Genomic DNA, 22,159 nt, shown 5'->3' with positions numbered 1-22,159 from the left:
CCGGGGCCGTCCATGATCGGGGCGGTCGGCGGATCGGCAGATGTTCAGGCCAAATTCCGCCCCATTGCAAACGAGAATTTTCATCGCACTTACATAAGTAAAATATTATTATGCTCTAAAAAGACACCATCCCCTATTTTCATCGAGATGAATATTGATGCGGCCAAGGTCTTTCTGAAGGCATGTCGCAATTATTTTAGTTTAATGTCGTAAATATCCAATACATATCCAATTTCCCTTGCTAGCCATCCAGATTATGCGCTGTTCCGTGGCCGAATCCGGTGCTGAACGCCGTGAAAACCCGGGAAATTCCAAGCGTATGGTCCGGGATATCCTGAGGAAGGGTGACTTCTGCTGCTCTGGCCGGAAAAGATTAAGCTTATCCGAGAAGATCAGCTTACGGAAACACCACTCGCCTTTGGTCACGGCTTTCCTCCATGCCGGATCTTGGTCCTTGCGCGCACAAGAACTGGCTCAAACCACAGGGAGACATAAAAATGAAAGCCATCTGGAAGACACTCTGCGCGGCCGCGATGGTCGCGATGACCGCGATCCCCGGCTATGCCGCGGACAAGACCATCAAGATGGGCACGCTGTCCTGGGAAGACCTGACCCCGATCACCGGGGTCACGAAAAAGGTGCTGGAAGACAAGGGCTACACGGTCGAGGTCACGTCCTTCTCGGAATGGGGGATCGCCTATGCGGCCTTGGCCAAGGGCGACATTCAACTGCTGACCTCGCAGACCGACTATGCCGCGCATGACTACTGGGACAAGAACAAGCGCCGTCTGGAAAAGATCTCGCCCGTGTCGCATGGTCTTTATCAGGCGATCGCGGTGCCGGATTACGTCGGGATCACCTCGATCGAGCAGCTCAACGACAACGCGGACAAGTTCGGCGGCAAGATCATCGGCATCGAGCCGGGTTCGGGCCTGATGCGGGATGCGGCCGAGGCGGTCAAGGAATACGATCTGAAGCCGCAACTGGTCGAGGGCAGCACCGCCGCGATGACCGCCGCGCTGAAATCCGCGGTCGACCGCAAGGAATGGATCGCCGTCACCGTCTGGCAGCCGTCCTGGATGATGCAGAAGTTCAACCTGCGCTTCCTTGACGATCCGAAGGGCGTCTTCCCGCCGCCGCAGACCTATTACTGGATCGGGCAGAAGGGCTTTTCCGAGGCCGATCCCGAGGCGCGCGAAGCCATCGCCAGCGTCTACCTGCCGCTTGCCGACATCACCGCGATCAACAGCGAGGTCAGCGACGGCAAGACGATGGATCAGGCGGTTGCGGACTGGATCGCCGCGCATGGCGATCTGATTTCCCGCTGGGAGAACATCAAACAATAACCGGCCGGCACGATCGCGCCCGCCCGGATCCGGGCGGGCGTTGTCGTTGCGCAAGGCCGTGACGGGGAGCGTCAACATATGAACGAATCCAGAGCCGAGGTGCTCGTCGATTGCCAGTCGCTGTGGAAGATCTTCGGCGACAAGACCGAGGCCGCGATTCGCGCCGTGTCCGAACGCGGCGCGACGAAGGCGGATGTGCTGCAACAGTTCAATTGCGTGGTCGGCGTGTCCGGCGCCTCGCTTCAGGTCCGGCGGGGCGAGATCTTCTGCATCATGGGGTTGTCGGGGTCCGGCAAGTCCACGCTGATCCGCATGCTGAACCGGCTGATCGACCCGAGCCTCGGCAAGGTTCTGGTCAAGGGTGAGGATCTGTCCCGCCTCGACACCGCGCGCCTGCGCGAGATGCGCGCCCGTCACATCGGCATGGTGTTCCAGTCGGTCGCCCTGCTGCCGAACCGGACGGTGCTGGAGAATGCGGGCTTCGGGCTGGAGGTGCAGGGCGTCCCACGCGCGGAACGCAACGCCGCGGCAAGGGCCTCGCTGGCGAAGGTCGGGCTTTCGGAATGGCTCGATCGCTATCCGTCCGAGCTGTCGGGCGGGATGCAGCAGCGGGTGGGCCTTGCGCGCGCGCTGACCTCGGATCCTGAGATCATCCTGATGGACGAGCCCTTCTCGGCGCTCGATCCGCTGATCCGGCGGCAATTGCAGGATGAATTCCGGCAGCTGACCAAGGAGCTTGGCAAGTCGGCGGTGTTCATCACCCATGATCTCGATGAGGCGATCCGCATCGGCGACCGCATCGCGATCATGAAGGACGGCGCCATCATCCAGACCGGCACGGCGGAAGAGATCATCCTGAACCCGGCCGATCAATATGTGGCGGATTTCGTCGCGGGGATTTCGCGTGTGCATCTGGTCAAGGCGCATTCGGTGATGATCCCGGTGGCCGAGTTCCGGCACCAGCATCCGGATATCGCGCTCGACACCCTGCCGGCAGCCGCGCCCGATGCCGATGTCGCCGCCCTGATCGGCCAGATCACCGAGGCCGCGCAGGGTGCGGTGGCGGTGGTCGATCAGGGGCAGGCCGTCGGCGTGATCACGATGCGGAACCTGCTGCTGAGCCTGCGCGAAGCGCCCGCGGCGCAGGGAGGCGATCATGGCTGACGGCTTTGTCGAAGGGTTCGACAACACGGTCGATGATGCGCTGTTCTGGCTGAGCGACAATGCGGATTTCCTGTTCGACGGCGCGCGGGTCGTGCTGGACGGGTTCTATCGCCTTGTCCTCGATGGCGTCGGCTGGCCGCCCGCCTGGACAATCGCGCTGATCGGCGGGGCGCTTGGCTGGTGGCTCGTCGGGCGCGGGTTCGGCGCGCTGGCGGCCCTCGGCCTTGGGCTGTGCTGGGCGACCGGGCTCTGGCCCGAGACGATGGACACGCTCGCGCTGGTGATCAGCGCGATGCTGATCACGCTGGCGCTTGCGCTGCCGCTTGGGGTTCTCGTGGGCTATACGACCGGGCTCGACCGGCTGATCGAGCCGGTGCTGGACCTCGTGCAGACGCTGCCGCCCTATATCTACCTGCTGCCGGCCATCGCGCTGCTGGGCTACGGGACGGCGACGGCGCTGGTCGCCACGGTGATCGTCGCCATGCCGCCGGTGATCCGGCTGACCGCCCTTGGCATCCGGCAGACGCCCGAGGCCTTTCGCGAACTCGGCGAGGCAAGCGGCGTCAACGGCTGGCAGATGTTCACGAAGATCCGCCTGCCTTTCGCCCTGCCGTCGATCATGGCGGGCATCAATCAGGGGCTGATGATGGCCTTCGGCATGGTGGTGATCGCGGGGATCGTCGGCTCGGGCGGTCTTGGCAAGACGATCTATGACGCGATCCGCACGCTCGACATCGCGAAGTCGATCGACGCGGCCATCGCCATCGTCATCCTGACGATGATCATCGACCGCATCACCCAAGGGCTCGTGCCGCCGAAGGAGAAGGCGTGATGGATCTGTCCTTTCTGCAAATCTCGCCCGGCCGGGCGCTGGCGCCGGCTGTCGACTGGCTGAACGCGCATTTCCACGGGGTCTTCGCGGCGATCGGCCGGGGGGTCGAGGCGGCGCTGTCGGCCCTTGAATTCGTCCTGCTCGTCCTGCCCGCGCCGGCGGTGATCGCCATCGCGGCGCTGGCGGTGTTCTTCCTGATCGGCTGGCGGCTGGCGGTCCTGATCGCCGCCTGTCTTGGCTTCGTGCTGCTGATGGGGCTGTGGCGCGAGACGATGCAGGCCATCGCGCTGGTCACCGTCGCGGTGATCCTGTCGGTCGCCATCGCTTTCCCGCTCGGCGTTCTCGCCGCGCGCCGGCCGAAGGTCGAGGCGGTCCTGCGTCCGGTCCTCGACATTATGCAGACGGTGCCGCCGTGGGTCTATCTGATCCCGGCGGTGATGATCTTCGGCCTCGGCCGGGTGCCGGCGATCATGGCGACGATCATCTACGGCATCCCGCCGATGCTGCGGCTGACCACGCTGGCCTTCCGTCAGGTGCCCGTCGCGTTCAGGGAACTGGGGGCGGCGATCGGCGCCTCGCCCCGTGCGGTGCTGTTCAGGATCGAGATCCCGACCGCCATGCCGACGCTGCTGGTGGGCCTAAACCAGTGCATCCTGCTGTCGCTGGCGATGGTGGTTCTGGCCGGTCTGGTCGGGGCCGGCGGACTGGGGGCCGAGGTGACGCGCGGCCTGACCCGGATGGAGATGGGGCTGGGCCTGCGGGCGGGACTGGCCATCGTCGCCGTCGCCCTGCTGATGGACCGGCTGTCGCGCGGTATCTTGCAACAGGGTCGCGACAAGGGTGGCAAATCATGAGGAAGACCTTCTTCTGCATCGACTCCCATGCCTGCGGCAACCCGGTCCGCGTCGTCGCGGGCGGCGGGCCGATCCTGCCGCATCTGCCCATCGCGGACCGGCGGGCGCTGTTCCTGCGCGACCATGACTGGATCCGCACCGCCCTGATGTTCGAGCCGCGCGGCCATGACATCATGTCGGGCGCGATCTTCTATCCGCCCTGGCGCGAGGATTGCGACGTCGCCGTGCTGTTCATCGAGGTCAGCGGCTGCCTGCCCATGTGCGGCGCGGGCACCATCGGCCTGTCGACCGTGCTGATCGAGGAGGGGTTGGTGACGCCCCGCGTTCCGGGGATACTGTCGCTGGAAACACCGGCGGGCCGGGTCGATGTCCGCTATGAGATGGAGGGCGACAGGGTCGCCTCCGTCCGGCTGTTCAACGTGCCGAGCTATCTGCATGCGCGCGACGTGGTGGCCGAGGTCGAGGGGCTTGGCCCCCTCAGCGTCGATATCGCCTATGGCGGCAATTTCTACGCGGTGGTGGAGCCGCAGGCGCATTGGCCGGGCCTGTCCGGCGCGGCGGAAACCGTGTCCCTCAGTCAGAGGCTGCTCTGCGCATTGCAGGGCGTGGTCGAGCCGGTCCACCCCGAAAACCCCGACATCCGCGGCCTGCATCACGTGATCTGGTGCGATGCGCCGCGCGCGGGCGGGGATGGCCGCGGTGCGGTCTTCTATGGCGACAGGGCGATCGACCGTTCGCCGGGCGGCACCGGAACCTTCGCCCGGATGGCGCAGCTTCACGGCAGGGGGCGTCTGGCCGTCGGCGCGTCGTGGCGCAACGAAAGCCCGATCGGCACGATCTTCGAAGGCCGGATCGAGGAGGCGGTCCGCATCGGCCCATTCGCGGGCATCCGGCCGAGCCTCGGGGCTTGGGCGCGGATCACCGGGCACAACACGATCTTTGTCGATGACCGCGATCCGCTTCGCCACGGATTCCAGATTGCCTGACGGCGGAGGTATGCGCATGGTATCGCGTTGACGATCCGGGCAAGCGGGGGGCCATGACCACACAACGCAGTGCAGGTTTCGGGGGAAGTCCGGCCACAGGCGGCGAAGCCGACAGCCGGTTCGTCGCCCCCGGCGCCGCCCATGTGCCGGTGCCGGAGGGCAAGGGGCCGGTGACGGTGACCTTTGTCCTTGTGCCGCGGTTCACCATGCTTGCCTTCACCTCGGCGCTGGAACCCTTTCGCGTGGCGAACCAGCTGGCGGGGCGGGTGCTGTTCCGCTGGCATGTCTGTTCGCTGGACGGCCAGCCGGTCAGCAGCTCGAACGGCATCCCGGTCCTGCCCGATGGGAAACTGCCGGACGAGGCCGAGCCGGGTTGCGTGCTGATCTGCGGCGGCGTCACGCCCGATGTGACCATGCGCCCGGCGCTTGGCAGCTGGATCCGGGCGCAGTGGCGGCGCGGGCGGACGGTCGGCGGGCTCTGCACCGGGGCCTATGCGCTGGCGCGGGGCGGGATCCTCGAAGGCCGCCGCTTCACGCTGCACTGGGAAAACATCCCCGGCTTCCGCGAGACCTTCCCGGGGCTGGAGCCGGTGCGGCAGGTCTTCTGCCTCGACGACCGGATCATCACCTGCGCCGGCGGCGTGGCGGGGGCGGATCTCGCGCTCAACCTGATCGCGACGCATTTCGGCACGACGCTGTCGCGCGCGGTGATGGAGATGTGCCTGCTGTCCAGTTCGCGGCGCGAGGGAGAGGTGCAGTTCACCTCGCTCGCTTCGCGGCTGGCGACGCGGAACATGACCGTCGTGCGCGCGGCGGAGCATATCGAGGCGGAGATCGAGAACGGCTTCGATCTGGAAGGCTGCGCGCGCCACGCAGGCGTGACGCGGCGACAGATCCAGCGGCTGTTCCGGCAGCATCTGGGCATGACGCCGCAGCAATATGCGGCGGATCTGAGGTTGCAGCGCGGGCGGATCCTGCTGGCGGAAACGGACATGTCGATTCTGGATATCGCCATCGCCTGCGGGTATTCCTCGCGCTCGGCCTTCTCCAAGGCCTTCCGCGCCAAGTTCGGCGCGGCGCCGCAGGTCCATCTTGCGTTCCCCAACGTGCATCGGACAGAGCTTGCACCCGGCTGACCGCAGACGGGAGCATGCGTTACGGAGCCATGAGAACGATAGCCCGATGTATCACCCGCTTTGCCGGGGAGGTGCGCGCAGGCGCCAACCGGTCCATGCCCCTGTAAAGCAGGCGACGGCAAACACCCATCCCGACAGGCCGCCGACCATGATCCCCGACATGATCACCCCGACCGTGCAGCCAAGCGCGACCATCGCGCTCAAGCCCAGCATCACACCGACCGGAACACCGGGCCAACGGCCGGCTGGGGTGGAAGCCTCTACCCTGCGCTGGCGCAGGATCAGCCAGAACGCGCCGATCAGGGTCAACGTCAGAACCAGCGACGTCATGGCCAAGAAAGGCGGAAAGCCAGATCACCGGAGCGGAAATCACATCGTTCAGCCACAGCCAGGTCCACGACAGGAAGCTCAGAACGAATCCCACCGCCGCTCCGGCCAGCGCAATGACAGAGCCATAGCCCCTTCTCTCAGCCGGTAGAAATATACCGAACCCCGGCCGACAGGCCAGTTTCGAGACGAAGATGGGTATCGATACGCTGTCCGTTCGGTCAACAGCATGAGCGGCTCTTTCCGGCCGATCGGTCCCGTCAAACGGCCTTCTTGGAAGCCGCCATTCATACTTGCTGCAGCAATCGTGGCGCGGCAGTGTCGGTTAGGCGGTTGAACATCTAGGGCAGCAGGTCCTGTCGTCTGTCGGACACGTTGTCCGACACAGCCGCGCGCTGACTTTCGGTCAGACCGGAGGAGACGAACCGCAGGGTGACGCTGCCTCTTATCGGTTTTCGCATAATCCTGCCGGATCCCGAATCGAACTGCAGGCCACCCGCCCGCTGCATCGATTGCAGTTCGGATCGCGTGAGCTTGAGTTCACGCGCCAGCAGACGATCCAGCCTTTGCCCTGTCCGTCGCTGGACATTGATCGCAAGCTCGATGACCGACCAGGCTCCCGCGAGGTCGCCTTCGACGATCTTTGTCACGGTCAGGTCGGGTGGGATGTCGATCCGGTCGCAATACCGCCCGAGCGTGGCGAGATCGAACTCCCGCTCGCGGACCCAGGCAGGATCGCTCCCGTGCATGGCCCGAAGATCCCTCTCGGCGATCGAGGTGACGGCCACCCGTTCGACAAGCGACAGGTTCCACGTCTTTTCGCAGGAGTCACATTTGTAGATCAGCCATGCGTCGAGCCGCCGCCCGTTGGCATTCAATCTGATCTTGCCGCTTGAGCGGAACAGGCGGCTGTCCCCGCAGGTGCTGCAATTTCTCCGTGGTCGTGGCGGGGAGACAGGTTCGATCCGCCAGACGACGCTGACTGTGCCGGTCATGATGCCTTGGCCTTCCGTCTGGAAGTCCGCCATGGCGACAGCAGAGATCACCCGTGGAGGGTGAACCCGGCAAACGTACCAACGGCGCGCTCTTGAAAGCTCAAGCGCAACGGCCTCACATGACCACCGCCCGATCAACCTCCGACCGTCCACTCGTCTGGAGGCGCAAAGAAAGTGCTTGCAATTCCGGCCGCGATTAGACGACCCATCTTCAATGCCACGGGGCTTCGTCCATCACCACCTGCCCGGACACGACCGGCACCGATATGATTTCCGGGACGCTCACGCCCGACCCAGACCCCAGAACGCGGCTTCCAGCCGGCTGGCGGTGCGAAATCGCGCAGACAGCTCGCGCCAGCGCGGCAGTGCCTCAGGCGCAGGCCCCAGCCGATCCGCGACCGCCCTGTCGATCAGCGCGCCGGTCTCGTAGCAGAGTTGCTGATACTCGGCTCCGCCATAGGTCTCGATCCAGTCGCGATAGGGCGTATCCGCAGCACCGGCCAGAAGGCGCGCGCCGATCTCTCCATAGCCCAGAACGCAGGGGGCCAGAGCCGCCAGGAGGTCGAGGAAATCACCGGAATAGCCTGTTTCCAACACATAGCGGGTATAGGCGAGGTTCTCCGAGGCCTCCTCTGTCGCCTCAAGAGCCTCAAGGTCGATTCCGGCTGCCGCGCAGATGCCGACATGAAGCGCCATCTCGGTGTGCAGCAGCGCGTGTACCGTGGCGCTCGCCGTCTGCATCTCCGTCAGAGTACCCGCCTTCACTACCGCCAACGACCAGGCGCGGGCGAAATGCTTCAGGAAGATATAGTCCTGCCTCAGATAGGTCAGGAATGCGGGGCGCGGCAACGTGCCGTCGCAGAGCCCCTCGACAAAGGTGTGGCGGGTATAGGCCCACCACGGTTCAGCACAGTCAGCGCGCCACGCGACAAAGCAGCGCCCGTAGTCCGGCGCACTCATTCCGCCGCCCCGGGATCAAGGGCGAGGGCCGAGACCGGCAGGATGCTGTCAATCAGTCCGGCCTCATGCAAAAACGCCTCGAACCGCGCGTAGCGTCCATGATCCAACGCGGCAGGGCTATGCGCAAAGCGCGGCAGCGTATCAGCCCAGGCGCGGGTGTTCAGTTCGTCCGATAGGTCCGACGAGGTGGCGGCAAAGATCGCGAAGGCCTCATCGGGATGGTTCAGCATGTATTCGGTGCCGCGCTCGATGGCAGCAAGGAAGCGGTTCACCCGGCTCCGGTCGAGGCTCTCGGCATTGGCGACAAAAATCAGCTCGTCATAGCTGGGCAGACCCGCCTCCTCAGGAAAGAAGCAGCGACCGTTTGCGCCGGCCAGTCGCATCTGCGTCAGTTCGAAATTGCGAAAGGCCCCGATCACTGCATCGACCTGCCCAGTCAGGACTGCGGGCGTCAGCGACCAGTTCACATTGATCATTTCGACATCCGCGATGCTGAGTCCGACCGAGCCCAGCATCGCCGCCATCACCGCCTCCTCGACCCCGGAAACGGAATAGCCCACCTTGCGGCCCCGCAGATCGGACAGGCTCTGGACCGGCCCATCGGCCTTCACCATCAGACAGTTGAGCGGTGTCGCGACCAAAGTTCCGACGCGCACGAGCGGCAGACCCTCATGCACTTGCAGGTGCAGTTGCGGCTGGTAACTGATCGCAAGATCGGCGCGCCCAGCAGCCACCAACTTCGGCGGCTCGCTTGGATCGGCGGGCGCGATAACCTCGACCTCCAGCCCCTGATCGGCAAAGAAGCCGCGTTCCTGCGCCAGGATGATCGGCGCATGATCGGGGTTCACATACCAGTCAAGGATCAGCGTCAACTGGTCTTGGGCTACCGCGGGCAGGGGAAGGCAAAGGGTTGCCGCAAGGGCCACCAAACGCAGTGTTTTCATCGGGTCTCTCCTCCGGGAATTTCGGGCAGGTCGGCCAGCAGGGCGATCTCGCCCGGCCAATGGGGGCGTAGCCGGTCGGCGGCGCGCCATGCGCGCAGGCCGGACCGGCAGGCGAATACGGCACGCTGGCCGGGTTCGGGGACGGGTCCGCCGGGGCCGAAATCCTCAACCCGGTGGCGCCGCGCGAAGGGGGCGGCAGGCAGAGGGGCCTCGATCGCATCGCGCAGATCGATCAGGAAGTCCTGCGGTGACAGATCGCCCCGGGCGATGAAGCGATGCGGAGTCGGCTCCGGCTCGGGAGCCTTGTCGAAACGGAAACCCGACAGGCGGAAACCCGACATCTCATGGCGGATCAGTTGCCCCAGTGGCGAGGGTGCAAAGCCCAGAAGCACCGACAGAGCCATTTGCGCCTGAAGTGTGCCGAACATCCCCACCACCGGCCCAAGCACGCCCGTCGTGGCGCAGGTGGCCAGAGTCGGCGGCAGGTCGGGGAACACCGCGCGCAGGGAGGGCGCCCCGCCGCAGAACCCGCCGACATAGCCTGCCATGCCCAGAACCGAGGCCGAGATCAGCGGCTTGCCCATCGGTAGGCAGATGTCCGAGAGTGTGTAGCTTGCCGCGAAACTGTCGGCGCAATCCAGAACCAGATCGGCCCCGGCGACCAGAGCGGGCGCATTTGCGGGGGTCAGCCAGTCGACGACCGGGGTCACGACGACATCCGGGTTCAGGATGCGCAGCACGGCCACCGCAGCCTGGGCCTTGGGTCGGCCAAGGCGACCGCCATAGATCGGCTGGCGGTGAAGGTTCGTCCGCTCCACCAGATCGGGATCGACAAGTGTGATCCTCCCAATCCCGGCCGCCGCCAAATATTGCACGACCGGCACGCCAAGCCCGCCGGCGCCGACGACAAGAACATGCGCCGCGCGGATGCGGGCCTGCCCGGCTGCGCCGATTTCCGGCAGGATCACCTGCCGGGCATAGCGGTCCGTGGTGTTTGCCGGGCCACTCATCCCGTCACCCGCAGCCAGTCGCGGACCCGCGCCTCAGGGTCTGCGTTCAGGGTGATATCGGTCACGGCAGAGACTACATCGGCGCCTGCGGCAAAGGCCTCTGGCGCTCGGGCGGTGGTCAGCCCGCCAATGGCGATCAGGGGAATGTCGCCGATCCGCGCCTTCCATTCGGTCAGCTTCGCGGTGCCCTGCCGGTGCCATTTCATCTGCTTCAGGATCGTGGGCCAAACCGGACCGAGCGCCACGTAATCGGGGGCGAGAGCCAATGCCCGCCCAAGCTCCGCCTCGTCATGTGTTGAAACCCCGATCCGTAGCCCCGCCGCCCGAATCGCCGCCAGATTGGCGCTATCGAGATCCTCCTGGCCCAGATGCAGCCAGTCGCAGCCTTCCTCGATGGCAATCTGCCAGTAATCGTTGACAACCAGAATAGCGCCGGCGGCCCCGCACAGGTCACGGGCGCGGATGATTTCAGCGCGGGTCTCGGCCTCGGGCCGGTCCTTGATGCGCAACTGCACCAGCTTCACCCCAAGGGGCAGCATCCGTGCGATCCAGTCGGCGCTCTCGAAGATGGGATAGAAACGCGGCAGGGTCATGCAAGGAACGCCTTTCCGATAACGGGGGTCGAGGGCGCGGCCATGTCGCGCGGCTCCATCGGGTCGGCGAGGAAGGCCGCGCGTCCGGCTTCCACCGCCAGAGCCATGGCGCGTGCCATACCGGCGGAATCCCCTGCCTTTGCCACGGCGGTGTTCAGAAGGACCGCGTCATAGCCCATCTCCATCGCCTCCGCCGCGTGGCTCGGCAGGCCGATCCCAGCATCGACGACCAGCGGCAGATCCGGGAAATGCGCCCGGAGTGCGCGCAGACCCCAGGCGTTGTTGATGCCGAGGCCCGATCCGATCGGCGCGCCCCAGGGCATCAGAACCCGGCAGCCTACATCCACCAGGCGGCCGCAAACCGTCAGATCCTCGGTGCAATAGGGAAAAACCTCGAATCCGTCATCCGTCAGGATCCGCGCGGCCTCGACCAGCGCGAAGACATCGGGTTGCAGGGTGTCGGTATGGCCTATCACCTCCAGCTTGATCCAGCGGGTATTGAATAGCTCCCGCGCCATATGGGCGGTGGTCACGGCCTCTTTCACCGAATGGCAACCGGCGGTATTGGGCAGGATCTTTGCGCCGAGGCCCTGCACCAGCCCCCAGAAATCCTGCCCGCCGCCCTGTTCGCGGCGCAAGGACACGGTGGCGATCCCCGGCCGGGCGGCGCGGAACGCTTCTGCCAGCACGGCGGGGGAGGGGTATTGTGCAGTTCCCAGCATCAGGGCGCTGCCGACTTCGATGTCATAGAAGACCGGCATCTCAACCCCCCTGCATGGGCGCGACGACCTCGATCTGGTCGCCATCGGCCAGCGCGGTGGCCGCGCGCAGCCCGGCAGGAACGAAATCGCCATTGCGAGCCGTGGCGACCTTGGGGCCGAACCCCTGTTCGGCCAGAAGCTCGGCGAGCGTAGCGGCATGGGTCTCGCGCCCCTCGCCATTGAGAAGGATATTCATCAGCTGACCTCGTCCATGAATTCGGGGATGGTGTCGCTTTCCAGATGGTCGGCGGCCATTCGGGCCACGGCGGGCGACAACAGGAAGCCGTGGCGGTAAAGCCCGTTGGCATAAAGCGTCGCACCCCGCCGACGGAGCCGTGGAAGATTGTCCGGGAACGCGGGCCGGGCATCGGCGCCGGTTTCCAGCACCACGGCCTCGCCAAAGGCAGGATGAAGCGCATAGGCCGCCGATAGCATTTCCAGCAACGAGCGCGCGGTCACGACACCGCGCCTGTCGCTTTCGATCATCGTCGCGCCCAGCATGAAGACGCCCTCGCCGCGCGGCACGATATAAAGCGGAATGCGGGGATGCAGCAGCCGCACCGGACGCGACAGCGACAGATCGGGACAGCGCAGCACCAGCATCTCGCCCCGCACGCCGCGCAGATCGGGAAGCGCATCGCGGGCAGCAAGGCCACGTGCGTCGATCACCACAGCAGCGGCGCCATCTGGCGCCCAGGTGTGGAATGTCGCGCCTTGCGCCACCAGCCGCTCACGCAGAGCCATAAGAGCGGCACGGGGTGCCAGATGGGCTTCGTCCGGGTAGAACAGGCCCGAGGTGAAACGTCCGGCCAGATCCGGCTCCAGCTTGGCGATGGCCTCTGCATCGACGGTGCTGTGGCCCCTGCTGCGTCGGCCAAAGCGCGCAAGCTCCCCCCGGTCGCGGGCCAGGGTCAGGACCAGCGTGCCGTTGCGGCTGACCGCGCCCGTGTGCCTGTCCCACCAGTCGATGGCCGAAAGGCCGTGGCGCTCCACGGCCTTTTCGGTGGATTCCGCCTCGCAGTGCGGGGCGAGCATGCCCCCCGCCCACCAGGAACAGGCATGGGGACCGGGGGCCGGCTCGGGATCGACCAATTCGACCTGGTGTCCCCGCGCGGCGAGTTCGGTCGCAATGGCCATGCCCATGACCCCCGCCCCCAGAATGCGCGCCCTCATGGCGTCCACCATTCGTGGAAGTGATGCGCCGGCCCATGCCCGGACCCGACCTGCAGCGACGCACCCACCGCGATTGCATCTTGCAGGTAGTTATGCGCGCGGGCGACAGCCTGCGGCACGCTCAGGCCCTGCGCCAACCCTGCCGCGATCGCCGAGGATAGCGTGCAGTCGGGGCCATTGGTGTTTCGCGTGGCCTTTCGGGGCGCGCTGAACCGATGCGTCTCGGGGCCGAGCAGGAGGTCTGTGTAGACAGAACCCCCGGCATCGCCGCTCTTCATCAGCACCCACTCCGCCCCCAGATCGCGCAGCGCCCGGCCCTGCGCCTCGCGCGCGACATCGTCAACGGCGGGGTCCGCACGCAGCAGATCCGCGGCTACCGGCAGATTGGGGGTCAGCACCGTCGCCAGCGGCAGGAGGTCGGTCCGGAGCGCGTCGATAGACTCCGCCGCAAGCAGCCTGTCGTCTGGCTTGACCACCATCACCGCGTCCGAAACGATGGGCAGCCCGCTGCCCCGCAAAGCCTCGGCCACCACTTGGATCACCGCCGGATCGCCCAGCATCCCGATCTTGACCGATATGATCGCCAGATCATCGAAGACCGCCGCAAGCTGCGCTGCAACACAGGCGCGCGATAGCCCGGCAATCGCCGTCACGCCATGAGTGTTCTGTCCCGTCACGGCGGTCAGCACACTCGCCCCATAGATGCCGAGAGCAGGAAACGCCTTCAGGTCCGCCTGGATACCAGCCCCGCCCCCGCTGTCCGAACCTGCAATGGTCAGTGCAATAGATGTCACGTCGCCCTCAAACTGGACCGACGGACTGGCTATGGGAGCTATACATGGCGGATGAGAGCCATGTGAAATCGAGCTACCCGTTCCCTCCGCCGGTATTAACCGGATCAGGTTCGATGGGTTGGCTTGCGCCTCTCAGCCCCGATTTCCCGGGGCACCCCAACGAGTAAGTGGGCAGAGGCTAGGGCCTAAACCCGGTGGCGGCAAGTGCCTAACTGGCGTGCGCGTGCATTCAGCAGTATTCTCTCCGCTGCGTGCTCCAGCGAGTTTGGCTTCTGAGCGGCATTGAAGATGGGTCGTCTAATCGCGGCCGGAATTGCAAGCACTTTCTTTGCGCCTCCAGACGAGTGGACGGTCGGAGGTTGATCGGGCGGTGGTCATGTGAGGCCGTTGCGCTTGAGCTTTCAAGAGCGCGCCGTTGGTACGTTTGCCGGGTTCAGGGTCGTCTTCGCGGTCGACACGTTGGTCGGTCGCCGCATGATGGGTCTCCGCAGAGGAGCCTTCCAATGTTGGGTACGCACTCGGCTGTTGAGCTGGTGCAACACATCAAGCGGAATGGCTCGACCTACGTCCCGGCAGGGACGTCCTGACGCGCTCAGGGGTTGAGCGCTGTCGGTGGGCCGTCAGGCTACGACCTTGGCGGTTTGCACGAACGGGGTGCCGTCCCGGAGCATGGCGTGCATCATGACGGCGAGCTTGCGGGCGACCGCAACGGCGGCGCGTTTGAAGCCGACACGCTCCTGGAGCTTGAGCCCCCATGTGCGCAGGTCGCTGTCCCCCCTGCTGCGGGTCAGGATGACCGTTGCCGCCTCGTAGAGAAGCCCTCTGAGGTGACGGTCGCCGCGGCGGGATATGTGACCATCGTGGTCGACTTCCCCGGATTGATAGCGTCGGGTTGTCAGGCCCACCCAGGCTCCAACCGAACTGGACCTTCGGAAGTTGTCGGGGTCTTCAATGGCTGTGACGAATGAAGTCGCGGTGATCGCGCCGACGCCTGGGATCGACGCTAGGAGCCGGCAGGCCTCGCTCTGGCGCGCCTCCGCGACGAGTTGCCGCCCGAGTTTGGCGACCTGCAGGCGCGTCGTGCGCCAGCCGCTTCAACCCCGATCTAAAGCGCGTCTATCAAAGATTGCTCGCTGCCGGGAAACGCCAGAAGGTCGCTCTCACGGCAGTCATGCGTAAGCTGGTCATACTCGCAAACACCCTGATCGCTGATACTCGAAAATGGTCTCCAGCAGCCCCTTGACCAAAACAGATACTACGTTCTCCCTGGTAGCATGAGCAGATTTCCACGGCGTCGATACATTCGTGCGCAGGTGCCGACAAGGGATATGATGCGGCAGAGTTTGTTGCAGACCTGCGCCAAGCCTGTGTCACTCCGCATATAGCGTGAGACAATCGCGCTATTCAGCGCTCGATGGGCGCACCACCCGGCACAAGGCCTACGCCCTGTCTCTCAGGCACCGCAAATGGATCGAAGAGGCTTTCGGCTGGGCCAAAACCATCGGAGGCGCTGCCCAAACCGCCTTTCGGGGTATCGAACGCGCACGTGCCCGCTTCATCCTGACGCTGGCCGCCGAAAATCTCGCCAGATTGCCGAAGCTGCTCGCAGCGTGAACAGAAGATGGCGTCGCGAGCAGGCCAAACCCGCCAACCAAGCCAGATGAACAAACCGAAGTTCTGACAGGGCAAAGAACAACGTTCTCAGCGCAGGACTAAATCATCAGCCTGTTCTCATGATCGCAGTCAACCCATTATTTCATGGCCTTTAATCCGGCGCTGCCGGGTGGTGCGTGATGTGGATGCGCAGGGCAGGAGGCGGAACTGAGACGACGGTTGAGCAAGCTCTCATGCGCGGGTTGGATACCGCCTGACCGTGGTTACGTCCTGGGGCTGCCTCGGTCTAGAGATCGGGCATCGACAGCGTTGGCCCATAACAGGGCACGAGGGTTCCCCACCGCGTTCCGCCCCCACACCTGCACATCGGCCTGATCCGGGCGATCTTTCCTTTCCTTCTCAAGCAGCAGTGGCACTCGGCACGGCAGGTGGTGTCGTCACCGCCCGGGCAATGGCCCAGACGAAGCCCAGCATCTCGCGCGCAATCGCCGTCACGACCACGACCTTTGCCTTTCCAGCCGCAATCAGGTGCCGGTAGCGCTGGCACATCCTGAGCTGGCCCTTCCAGGCGATGTCGCGCACCAGCCTGGGCAGCGCCTCAAGCCGGGCGAGCAGCTTCACACTGATCCTTGCCTGCATCCGGTAGCTCCACGCCCCCTCTATCAATGCACGACGCGCGAGCCCGCTGCCCGCCTTGGTGATCCCACCCCGGCGCACGCTGGCACCGCTGGAATGTTCCGATGGGGTCAGCCCCAGATAGGCCATCAACTGACGCGGGCTGTCGAAGCGCTGGAAGTCGCCGACCTCGGCCACCACCGTCACCGCGACGATGAAGCCGACACCACGCATCGCCTGAACCGCCGCAACCACCGCCGCAAGGCTCCAGCATAGCAGAAGATCGGCAATCTGCCCGGTCAGTCGCTCCACCCGTGCCTCGGCATCAGCGACCGCGTCGATGTAATCCTGCAGGACAATCTGTTGCGCCGGATGCGTGAACCTCACCAGCGAAAGCCAGCGCCGATAGGCCCCGGTCCAGCCAAATCCGGCCGTGGCGAAGCAGGAAGCCCTGCAAATGCTGGCGCGCCTTGCCCGCCACCCGCATCGCCGTTGCCCGGGCACGGACCAGATCGCGCATCGCCTCATGCGCCGCATCCGGCACCCAGACTGCCGTCAACTCGCCCGCCCTGTGCAGCTTAGCCAGCATAAGCGCATCGCGGCGGTCCGTCTTAACCCGATCCCCCGCCTTGACCGGAATCAGCGAGGGCGCGACCACGATGCAGTCATGTCCCATCTCGACAAGCTGGCGGTGCACGCCATAGCCGCAGGGGCCAGCCTCATACCAGAAGTGCAGCCTCGCTCCGCCTACAGCCAACTTCTCCACCAGCTTGCGGACTTGGTCTGGTCGGCTCGGCACGGATCCCCAATGCCGAACCTCACCGCCACGCGTGCCCTGTGCAACGGCAACGGAAATCGATGCCTTGTGGACGTCCAGCCCGATAAACGTGTTATGTTCCATTCGGTCTCTCCCCCTTCCTGAGGCACGGCACCAGCCAATCCGGCGCAACCCTCGAACGGAGAATGCCGCGGGAGAGACCACCGACCCAGTCAGCTCGTTCAACGATCATGGGGGCTAAAACAGGGAGGATTACCATAGGAACTAAACTGATTTTATATCATCCACGTTCTCTCGTTAGTTCTATCAGAATTTCGGGTAATTTCGCGCGGTTCACCTTATCTAGATCAGGACCGTCGTCATAAAGCGATCGAACCAGTTCAGTAAGTTGCGCAGGAGAGAGATTCAGATGGGAGTCCCAGCAAGCACATCTCACATCTCGCTCAAGACGCTCAAGGCGCCTCCAGTTCATCGGTTTAAAAGAACTTCTCGGTATCGTGTCCTTCCCCATAACCAACCATTCTGGGTCCACATTGAACATTTCACGAAGCTTGGGAAGTATCGATATTGGTGGCTTAGACACACCTTGTTCCCAATTCATTAGTGTTCGCTTTGAAAAACCTAACAGGGTTGAGAACCGTTCGTGAGATAGGCCCGCGCGCAGTCGAACTGCTTTAAGACGCTCGCCAATTTTAGAAGTGGCAGCAGACAAATTAGAATTCCTCCGTCATTATTATATCCATGGCCTTTCAACATGGTGAGTGGCAATGAGAGATATCGCCAAAAGTTTGGTGACGCGGGGTCAGGCAGCGGTTTGACGCTGCCGGAGGCCGTCGCGGGACTCAACCCCCTTATGTGTCCCGATCCTGCTATAAATACCCCCATCACCGATCCCGGCCAAGACCAGTGATGGGGTGGGATGCAGCGCCAAACACCTTGTGGCATAACACGTTATCCAGCAAGCTGATCCCGCCTCTCCTCACGGCTCAGGCAACCGAATACTCCGCGCGTTGAAGGGCGTTGAACAGCGGCGTTTCCAAGCCGCCGGTTGCCTCCATCACGATGATTTCCACGTTGGCCGAGCGCAGCCAGCGGGCCAGTTTGCGGAAACCCGCAGCATTGTTGAAGCGTTCCTTGACGGCCCTGGATGTAGAAAGACATCGAACCAGGCCATGGATACGTCGATGCCAAGGATCTGGGTGTCAGAGAGGATCGGGGTTGCTGCGATGTTCAAGATGCCGCTCCTGAAATAGCTGCACCTACCTGTCAGATGGGATCTCGAAGACCTACCGGCTGTTCGGGCTGAAAATAAAACAGGTGGGGAGCCACGCTCCCCGACGGAGTCATCGCACCGAGTTAGAAGCGGTCTCCCACCTGAGCACCGACATCATTTCGCGGATCGATGTCGAATGCCACGCAGAACATACAGTGGGTAACGCGCCAGCGCCGCTCAGCAATGGCCTCAAATGCTCATTAGATGTTCCCCATCATGGTCGCGAGAGAACCTGAAAACCACGACCGGCGGGGCGACGGCACCAAAGGGCGGAGGGTGTGTCAAAACTCGGTGGCGGGGCCTGTCGGAGGGTGATTCTCCGTGCTGCCCGGCATAGCGACGTCAGGTCTTCCTTTCGCGCGGGTGGCGGCCCGATAAGCCTCGCCAGACGCAGTGCCGCACCGGAGGAGAGACGACTGGTCCCTTATCAGGCCGGAATGGCCTGCATCAGGTTACGGATCCCGATCAGGGAGACCATCCGCTTGATGTTGTAGGCCAGGACGTTCAGCGCCATTTCGGTACGCACGTTTTTCAGCCTCCGCATCAGGAAATGGGTGTGTCCCATCCAGGCCTTGATCGTGCCGAAGGGGTGCTCGACGGTGCAGCGGCGCAGGGTCATCGGATCGGTGTCCCGGCTCAGCCTTTCGCGCATCGCGTCGATCAGATGTTCGTGCTCCCATCGGGTGATGCGGCGTTCCGTGCCGGTGGTGCATCGGCCCTGCAACGGGCAGGTCTGGCATTCGTTGATCCAGTATCGCCGGACCTGAACGCCGCGCTCCTCGGTGGTGTAGCGATAGATGAGCTCTTCGCCTGCGGGGCAGACATAGACGTCGCGGGCTGCATCATAGGCAAAATCGGCCTTCACATACATGCCCCTGGCCGCATTGCCCGAAGTGGCCGGGCGCGGCACGGTCGTGGTGATGCCTGCCTCATGGCAGGCAAGGATCTCGGGGCCGCTGAAGTATCCCTTGTCGGCAATTGCATGCAGGTCTTCGCGACGGAGAGCGTCTTTGGCGGCCATGGCCATCGGGCGGAGCTGGTCGCGGTCGAAGCCCTGGTTCGTGACCTCGTGCGTGACGATGATATGGCTCTCCGTATCGACAGCGCTTTGGACATTATAGCCAACCATACCGCTGTGCCGGGCGCTGGTCGCCATAGCGCGGGCGTCCGGATCGGTGAGGGATATCTGTCCGTCCGGAGTATCGACCAGAGCTTTGTCCATCGCTTTCAGCCATGCGATCTCCTGCCGGATACGGCCGTAGCGGCGGGCAAGGTGAAACACTTTCCCGGCGCGGGCCTCGCCCGCTTCCTGGCGGTCAAGGCGCACCATCTCGTTGATGTAGCGTTCGATGTCGGCTTCCAGATGGGCGAGGCGGCTGGCGATCTTGTTTTTGGTGAAGTTGCGATCACGGTTGTTGACCGCCTTGAATTTGCTGCCGTCGATGGCGACCGCCTCGCCTCTCAGCACGCCGATCCGACGGCAAAGCTCGACGAACTGCGCGCAGGTTTTGCGGATCGCGCGGCCATTCATGCGGCGGAACTCGGCGATGGTCTTGTGGTCCGGCACCAGCCTGCCGGTCAGCCACATTACCTCGACATTGCGTCCCGCCTCGCGCTCCAGCCTGCGGCTCGACGGGATCAGGGTCTCAGATAGCCATAGATGAACAGCTTCAGCAGGACCGCAGGATGATACCCCGGCCGCCCGGTGCGCGCGGAGATCGAACGCACGAAGCCGAGGCCAGACAGGTCAAGCTCATCGACGAACAGATCGACAACACGAACAAGATCATCCTCGCCGATCCAGTCCTCCAGACGTTCCGGGAAAAGCACCATCTGGCTGCGCTGAACGCCCTCGATGAAACCCGACATGCTGATCTCCCGCTACCGAGAAAGCATAGCATGACACCGAGTTTTGACACCCCCTCGGCCGAGGCTGTGTCAAAACTCACCTTTATGACAGTGGCTTAGAATGAAATTCCCTCACGAAGCCACCCTTAGGCCATCTGCGCGCGCCGATGTGAACATAGGTGCCACTGTGGAGAACCGTATTCTCCGGTGCGGCGCCAGAACCGAGTTTTGACACAGCTTCGGCCAATTATCACGAGCTTAGATCCAGAGCTGCGCAGTTTGACTAAGGCGGTTCCATTTTCGGAGTACTGCCGTCGGGAACACTTGGGGCATGGGCACCCCGCAAAAGCGGAATGCCCCATAAAAGACGCTACTGCGCGATGGTGATTTTGGTCACTGAACCGGCTTGGGACTTGTCTCCGGGTACCCCATACATCGCGACCAGATAAACCGCGCCATCGGGACCAACGGTCAGATGGTTCGGGGTTTCGTCGACCGGGATGTTCGCGACCAGCTTGCCATCCACATCGAGAACGGCGACCGTGCCGCCGGCGCGTGCAGCGGCAAAGACCTGCGAGGTCTTTGCATCCCAGACCACAGACACACCACCCGCACCGATATAGGTATCGGCGAGCAGTTCACCCTCGGCATCCAGAACGACCACGTTGTTGGTCTCTTGCGAAGCGACGAACATCCGGCCGCTTACTGGGTCTCGGGCGATATCGGTGGCGCCCTGTGCCTGCGGCACCTCGATCGTCGTGCTTTTCCCCGTCGCCAGATCGATCCAGCCGATCCAGGGCGTATCGCGGCTGACCGAATAGAGCTTGCCGCCCTCGGCATCGAGCGCCAGATCCGTGGTGCCAAAGGCGACCCGTCCGCGATCCGCCACGAATTGCAACTGACCGACATGCTCAAGCGTTTCGGTGTCATAGACTTCGACGAAAGGGCTGAGCGCCGCGCTGACATAGGCGCGGTTGTTGGCCTCGTCTATCACGATGTCGCGCGGATGCTGCACGGACCCTTCGGGGAATATCTTTGCGACCTTCAGGTCACCCGCGTCATAGACGGTGACGGTTTCGGCAAGGGTGTTCGATGTCCAGACCTTGCCATGGGTATTGTCGACGGCCACGCCGAAGACACCGATCTGTTCGCCCTTCGCATCAAGGGCCACTTCAGCTTCGGCCTCTACCGTCAGCGTCGCCGCATCCAGCCGCAGCAGCCTGCTGCCATCGTTCGGACCACGTGCCGAGGTGACAAACAGCTTTCCATCAGCCGAAAGCGCGCTTTGATAGGCGCGCTCACCTACCGGTACAGTTCGAAGCGTGAAAGCCTCGGCATTCTGCGCGGGAACCACATGCGAAATCTTGAGGACCACCTGCGAAACGCTGGCCGGGTTCTGCGTAACTAGGGTCAGCGGGTAGAAGCCATCCTCGATGCCCTCAGGAACCTGAACCGGCACGGACAATTTTCCGTCTTCGCCAACGGTTAGTGGTTCCGGCGTCAGAAGATCCACACCATGCAGAACTGACACGCTGGCACCTGCGGGAAGACGCTGAATCGCGATCGTGGTTTCGTCGCCGGCCTTGACCGGAACTTCACGCGATCCTGCCCGCACGCTTCCGGGAAAACTGGTCGAAGCAGGGGTCCAGGGAGTATCGGCCATCGCAGCTGTGGTTGCGGAAAGGACCATAGTGGTAGCCAGCAGCAGGGAACGGATAGAGAAATGTCGCATCATGCGCACCATCAGGTTGCAAGAATGCCGTGCCTGTCATTGGGTTCGGCTCTCCCAAGCCTCCACATTATTGAGCTCGGGTCAACTGCCGTTGGCATGATCATCGCGCTGTGGATCGGGATCCGGTTCTTGATCTGGTACGGGTGGCAGTTGATGGAGCGGGCGGATAGAGAGCATTTTCATTAAGGATTGAACGACCCCGCTGACGCGGGATAGGCACTGATATTGGCGGGAATTGCCCCTTGATGGGGAAGTAACGATTATACCTTCATGTGGCTTTGATGATGTGACCGCCCCCCGACGGCATCTGTGTGCCAAGGTGGGCCTGCAAGGATCCACATAGGAGAGCGGTCATGTCGGAGATTACCACTGTCGGGCTCGATCTGGCGAAGAATGTGTTCCAGGCGCATGGGGCTGATGTCTC

At 63.7% G+C, this 22,159-nt stretch carries 18 protein-coding genes, 5 pseudogenes and 1 riboswitch; of the genes and pseudogenes, 8 read left to right on the top strand and 15 right to left on the bottom strand.

Annotated features, from left to right (window positions below; translation table 11 throughout):
• Window positions 1-497: 497 nt before the first annotated feature.
• From D2T30_RS20555 to D2T30_RS20530, 6 genes are all read left to right on the top strand, one after another.
• The gene (locus D2T30_RS20555) at window positions 498-1,346 is read left to right on the top strand and encodes a glycine betaine ABC transporter substrate-binding protein (RefSeq protein WP_128210349.1); all 849 of its coding nucleotides are present in this window, start codon (window positions 498-500) and stop codon (window positions 1,344-1,346) included.
• 78 nt (window positions 1,347-1,424) lie between these two features.
• On the top strand, window positions 1,425-2,510 hold the full coding sequence (locus tag D2T30_RS20550) for a quaternary amine ABC transporter ATP-binding protein (protein WP_128210348.1): 1,086 nt from the start codon (window positions 1,425-1,427) through the stop codon (window positions 2,508-2,510).
• Entirely contained in the window at window positions 2,503-3,342 is an 840-nt protein-coding gene (locus tag D2T30_RS20545) for an ABC transporter permease (protein WP_206613032.1), read from the top strand. The genes D2T30_RS20550 and D2T30_RS20545 overlap by 8 nt, the downstream gene beginning before the upstream one ends.
• Complete coding sequence (locus D2T30_RS20540) at window positions 3,342-4,196, top strand: ABC transporter permease (protein WP_128210346.1); 855 nt, start codon at window positions 3,342-3,344, stop codon at window positions 4,194-4,196. Before D2T30_RS20545 ends, D2T30_RS20540 begins: the two co-directional genes overlap by 1 nt.
• Window positions 4,190-5,182, top strand: a complete 993-nt coding sequence (locus D2T30_RS20535) for a 4-hydroxyproline epimerase (protein ID WP_206613035.1) — start codon at window positions 4,190-4,192, stop codon at window positions 5,180-5,182. Before D2T30_RS20540 ends, D2T30_RS20535 begins: the two co-directional genes overlap by 7 nt.
• 53 nt (window positions 5,183-5,235) lie before the next feature.
• Complete coding sequence (locus tag D2T30_RS20530; RefSeq protein WP_128210344.1) at window positions 5,236-6,318, top strand: GlxA family transcriptional regulator; 1,083 nt, start codon at window positions 5,236-5,238, stop codon at window positions 6,316-6,318.
• A 51-nt stretch (window positions 6,319-6,369) separates the two neighbouring features.
• On the opposite strand, the gene D2T30_RS20525 is transcribed toward D2T30_RS20530, so the two are convergent.
• The 11 genes and pseudogenes from D2T30_RS20525 to D2T30_RS20475 all read right to left on the bottom strand — a co-directional run.
• Complete coding sequence (locus D2T30_RS20525; protein WP_128187411.1) at window positions 6,370-6,648, bottom strand: YeeE/YedE thiosulfate transporter family protein; 279 nt, start codon at window positions 6,646-6,648, stop codon at window positions 6,370-6,372.
• A gap of 338 nt (window positions 6,649-6,986) precedes the next feature.
• Window positions 6,987-7,673 carry a DUF1062 domain-containing protein gene (locus D2T30_RS20520; RefSeq protein ID WP_128187409.1) on the bottom strand — a complete coding sequence of 229 codons (687 nt, stop codon included), beginning with the start codon at window positions 7,671-7,673 and terminating at the stop codon, window positions 6,987-6,989.
• 249 nt (window positions 7,674-7,922) lie between these two features.
• Complete coding sequence (locus tag D2T30_RS20515; RefSeq protein WP_128187407.1) at window positions 7,923-8,600, bottom strand: TenA family protein; 678 nt, start codon at window positions 8,598-8,600, stop codon at window positions 7,923-7,925.
• Window positions 8,597-9,544 (bottom strand): ABC transporter substrate-binding protein, encoded by a 948-nt coding sequence (locus D2T30_RS20510; protein ID WP_128187405.1) that lies wholly within the window; start codon window positions 9,542-9,544, stop codon window positions 8,597-8,599. The genes D2T30_RS20515 and D2T30_RS20510 overlap by 4 nt, the downstream gene beginning before the upstream one ends.
• Window positions 9,541-10,554: a HesA/MoeB/ThiF family protein gene (locus D2T30_RS20505; RefSeq protein ID WP_128210343.1), complete on the bottom strand. Its 1,014-nt coding sequence runs from the start codon at window positions 10,552-10,554 to the stop codon at window positions 9,541-9,543. Before D2T30_RS20505 ends, D2T30_RS20510 begins: the two co-directional genes overlap by 4 nt.
• The gene (locus tag D2T30_RS20500; protein ID WP_128187401.1) at window positions 10,551-11,147 is read right to left on the bottom strand and encodes a thiamine phosphate synthase; all 597 of its coding nucleotides are present in this window, start codon (window positions 11,145-11,147) and stop codon (window positions 10,551-10,553) included. Before D2T30_RS20500 ends, D2T30_RS20505 begins: the two co-directional genes overlap by 4 nt.
• On the bottom strand, window positions 11,144-11,908 hold the full coding sequence (locus D2T30_RS20495; protein WP_128187399.1) for a thiazole synthase: 765 nt from the start codon (window positions 11,906-11,908) through the stop codon (window positions 11,144-11,146). The genes D2T30_RS20500 and D2T30_RS20495 overlap by 4 nt, the downstream gene beginning before the upstream one ends.
• Window position 11,909: 1 nt before the next feature.
• A complete protein-coding gene (gene thiS, locus D2T30_RS20490) occupies window positions 11,910-12,104 on the bottom strand; it encodes a sulfur carrier protein ThiS (RefSeq protein ID WP_128187397.1) in 195 nt (64 codons plus the stop codon).
• The gene (locus D2T30_RS20485; protein ID WP_128187395.1) at window positions 12,104-13,081 is read right to left on the bottom strand and encodes an FAD-dependent oxidoreductase; all 978 of its coding nucleotides are present in this window, start codon (window positions 13,079-13,081) and stop codon (window positions 12,104-12,106) included. The genes thiS and D2T30_RS20485 overlap by 1 nt, the downstream gene beginning before the upstream one ends.
• Window positions 13,078-13,875: a bifunctional hydroxymethylpyrimidine kinase/phosphomethylpyrimidine kinase gene (gene thiD / locus D2T30_RS20480; RefSeq protein ID WP_128187393.1), complete on the bottom strand. Its 798-nt coding sequence runs from the start codon at window positions 13,873-13,875 to the stop codon at window positions 13,078-13,080. The genes D2T30_RS20485 and thiD overlap by 4 nt, the downstream gene beginning before the upstream one ends.
• A 64-nt stretch (window positions 13,876-13,939) precedes the next feature.
• Window positions 13,940-14,044: riboswitch (TPP riboswitch) on the bottom strand.
• Between the two features lie 451 nt (window positions 14,045-14,495).
• Window positions 14,496-14,942, bottom strand: a pseudogene (locus D2T30_RS20475) (transposase); the annotation flags it as partial.
• Window positions 14,943-14,950: 8 nt separating this feature from the next.
• On the opposite strand from D2T30_RS20475, the pseudogene D2T30_RS23775 reads away from it, so the two are divergent.
• Window positions 14,951-15,118: pseudogene (locus D2T30_RS23775) on the top strand (IS110 family transposase); the annotation flags it as partial.
• Window positions 15,119-15,187: 69 nt separating this feature from the next.
• Window positions 15,188-15,489 (top strand): annotated as a pseudogene (locus D2T30_RS20465) (transposase); the annotation flags it as partial.
• 399 nt (window positions 15,490-15,888) lie between these two features.
• Here the strand turns inward: D2T30_RS20465 and D2T30_RS20460 are convergent.
• The 4 genes and pseudogenes from D2T30_RS20460 to D2T30_RS20445 all read right to left on the bottom strand — a co-directional run bounded on the left by D2T30_RS20460 (window position 15,889) and on the right by D2T30_RS20445 (window position 21,738).
• Window positions 15,889-17,005 (bottom strand): annotated as a pseudogene (locus D2T30_RS20460) (IS110 family RNA-guided transposase).
• A 157-nt stretch (window positions 17,006-17,162) separates the two neighbouring features.
• Window positions 17,163-17,594 (bottom strand): helix-turn-helix domain-containing protein, encoded by a 432-nt coding sequence (locus tag D2T30_RS24235; protein WP_128187391.1) that lies wholly within the window; start codon window positions 17,592-17,594, stop codon window positions 17,163-17,165.
• Between the two features lie 988 nt (window positions 17,595-18,582).
• Window positions 18,583-20,024: pseudogene (locus D2T30_RS20450) on the bottom strand (IS1182 family transposase).
• Window positions 20,025-20,373: 349 nt separating this feature from the next.
• Window positions 20,374-21,738 carry a YncE family protein gene (locus D2T30_RS20445; protein ID WP_206612752.1) on the bottom strand — a complete coding sequence of 455 codons (1,365 nt, stop codon included), beginning with the start codon at window positions 21,736-21,738 and terminating at the stop codon, window positions 20,374-20,376.
• Between the last annotated feature and the right edge of the window lie 421 nt (window positions 21,739-22,159).

The sequence above is a fragment of the Paenirhodobacter populi genome (assembly GCF_004022215.1).
Taxonomy (GTDB): Bacteria; Pseudomonadota; Alphaproteobacteria; order Rhodobacterales; family Rhodobacteraceae; genus Rhodobacter; species Rhodobacter populi.
Note: the sequence above shows the minus strand (reverse complement) of the source record. Positions and strands in the feature narration are given on the sequence as shown.

Excerpts from the sequence above, each read along its gene's own strand:
- D2T30_RS20495 (WP_128187399.1), bottom strand. The coding sequence starts at position 11,908 with ATGCCGGTCTTCTATGACATCGAAGTCGGCAGCGCCCTGATGCTGGGA.
- D2T30_RS20505 (WP_128210343.1), bottom strand. The coding sequence starts at position 10,554 with ATGAGTGGCCCGGCAAACACCACGGACCGCTATGCCCGGCAGGTGATC.
- thiS (WP_128187397.1), bottom strand. The coding sequence starts at position 12,104 with ATGAATATCCTTCTCAATGGCGAGGGGCGCGAGACCCATGCCGCTACG.
- D2T30_RS20550 (WP_128210348.1), top strand. The coding sequence starts at position 1,425 with ATGAACGAATCCAGAGCCGAGGTGCTCGTCGATTGCCAGTCGCTGTGG.
- D2T30_RS20525 (WP_128187411.1), bottom strand. The coding sequence starts at position 6,648 with ATGACGTCGCTGGTTCTGACGTTGACCCTGATCGGCGCGTTCTGGCTG.
- D2T30_RS20540 (WP_128210346.1), top strand. The coding sequence starts at position 3,342 with ATGGATCTGTCCTTTCTGCAAATCTCGCCCGGCCGGGCGCTGGCGCCG.
- D2T30_RS20515 (WP_128187407.1), bottom strand. The coding sequence starts at position 8,600 with ATGAGTGCGCCGGACTACGGGCGCTGCTTTGTCGCGTGGCGCGCTGAC.
- D2T30_RS20545 (WP_206613032.1), top strand. The coding sequence starts at position 2,503 with ATGGCTGACGGCTTTGTCGAAGGGTTCGACAACACGGTCGATGATGCG.
- D2T30_RS20500 (WP_128187401.1), bottom strand. The coding sequence starts at position 11,147 with ATGACCCTGCCGCGTTTCTATCCCATCTTCGAGAGCGCCGACTGGATC.
- D2T30_RS20530 (WP_128210344.1), top strand. The coding sequence starts at position 5,236 with ATGACCACACAACGCAGTGCAGGTTTCGGGGGAAGTCCGGCCACAGGC.
- D2T30_RS20555 (WP_128210349.1), top strand. The coding sequence starts at position 498 with ATGAAAGCCATCTGGAAGACACTCTGCGCGGCCGCGATGGTCGCGATG.
- D2T30_RS20520 (WP_128187409.1), bottom strand. The coding sequence starts at position 7,673 with ATGGCGGACTTCCAGACGGAAGGCCAAGGCATCATGACCGGCACAGTC.
- D2T30_RS20445 (WP_206612752.1), bottom strand. The coding sequence starts at position 21,738 with ATGATGCGACATTTCTCTATCCGTTCCCTGCTGCTGGCTACCACTATG.
- D2T30_RS20485 (WP_128187395.1), bottom strand. The coding sequence starts at position 13,081 with ATGAGGGCGCGCATTCTGGGGGCGGGGGTCATGGGCATGGCCATTGCG.
- D2T30_RS20510 (WP_128187405.1), bottom strand. The coding sequence starts at position 9,544 with ATGAAAACACTGCGTTTGGTGGCCCTTGCGGCAACCCTTTGCCTTCCC.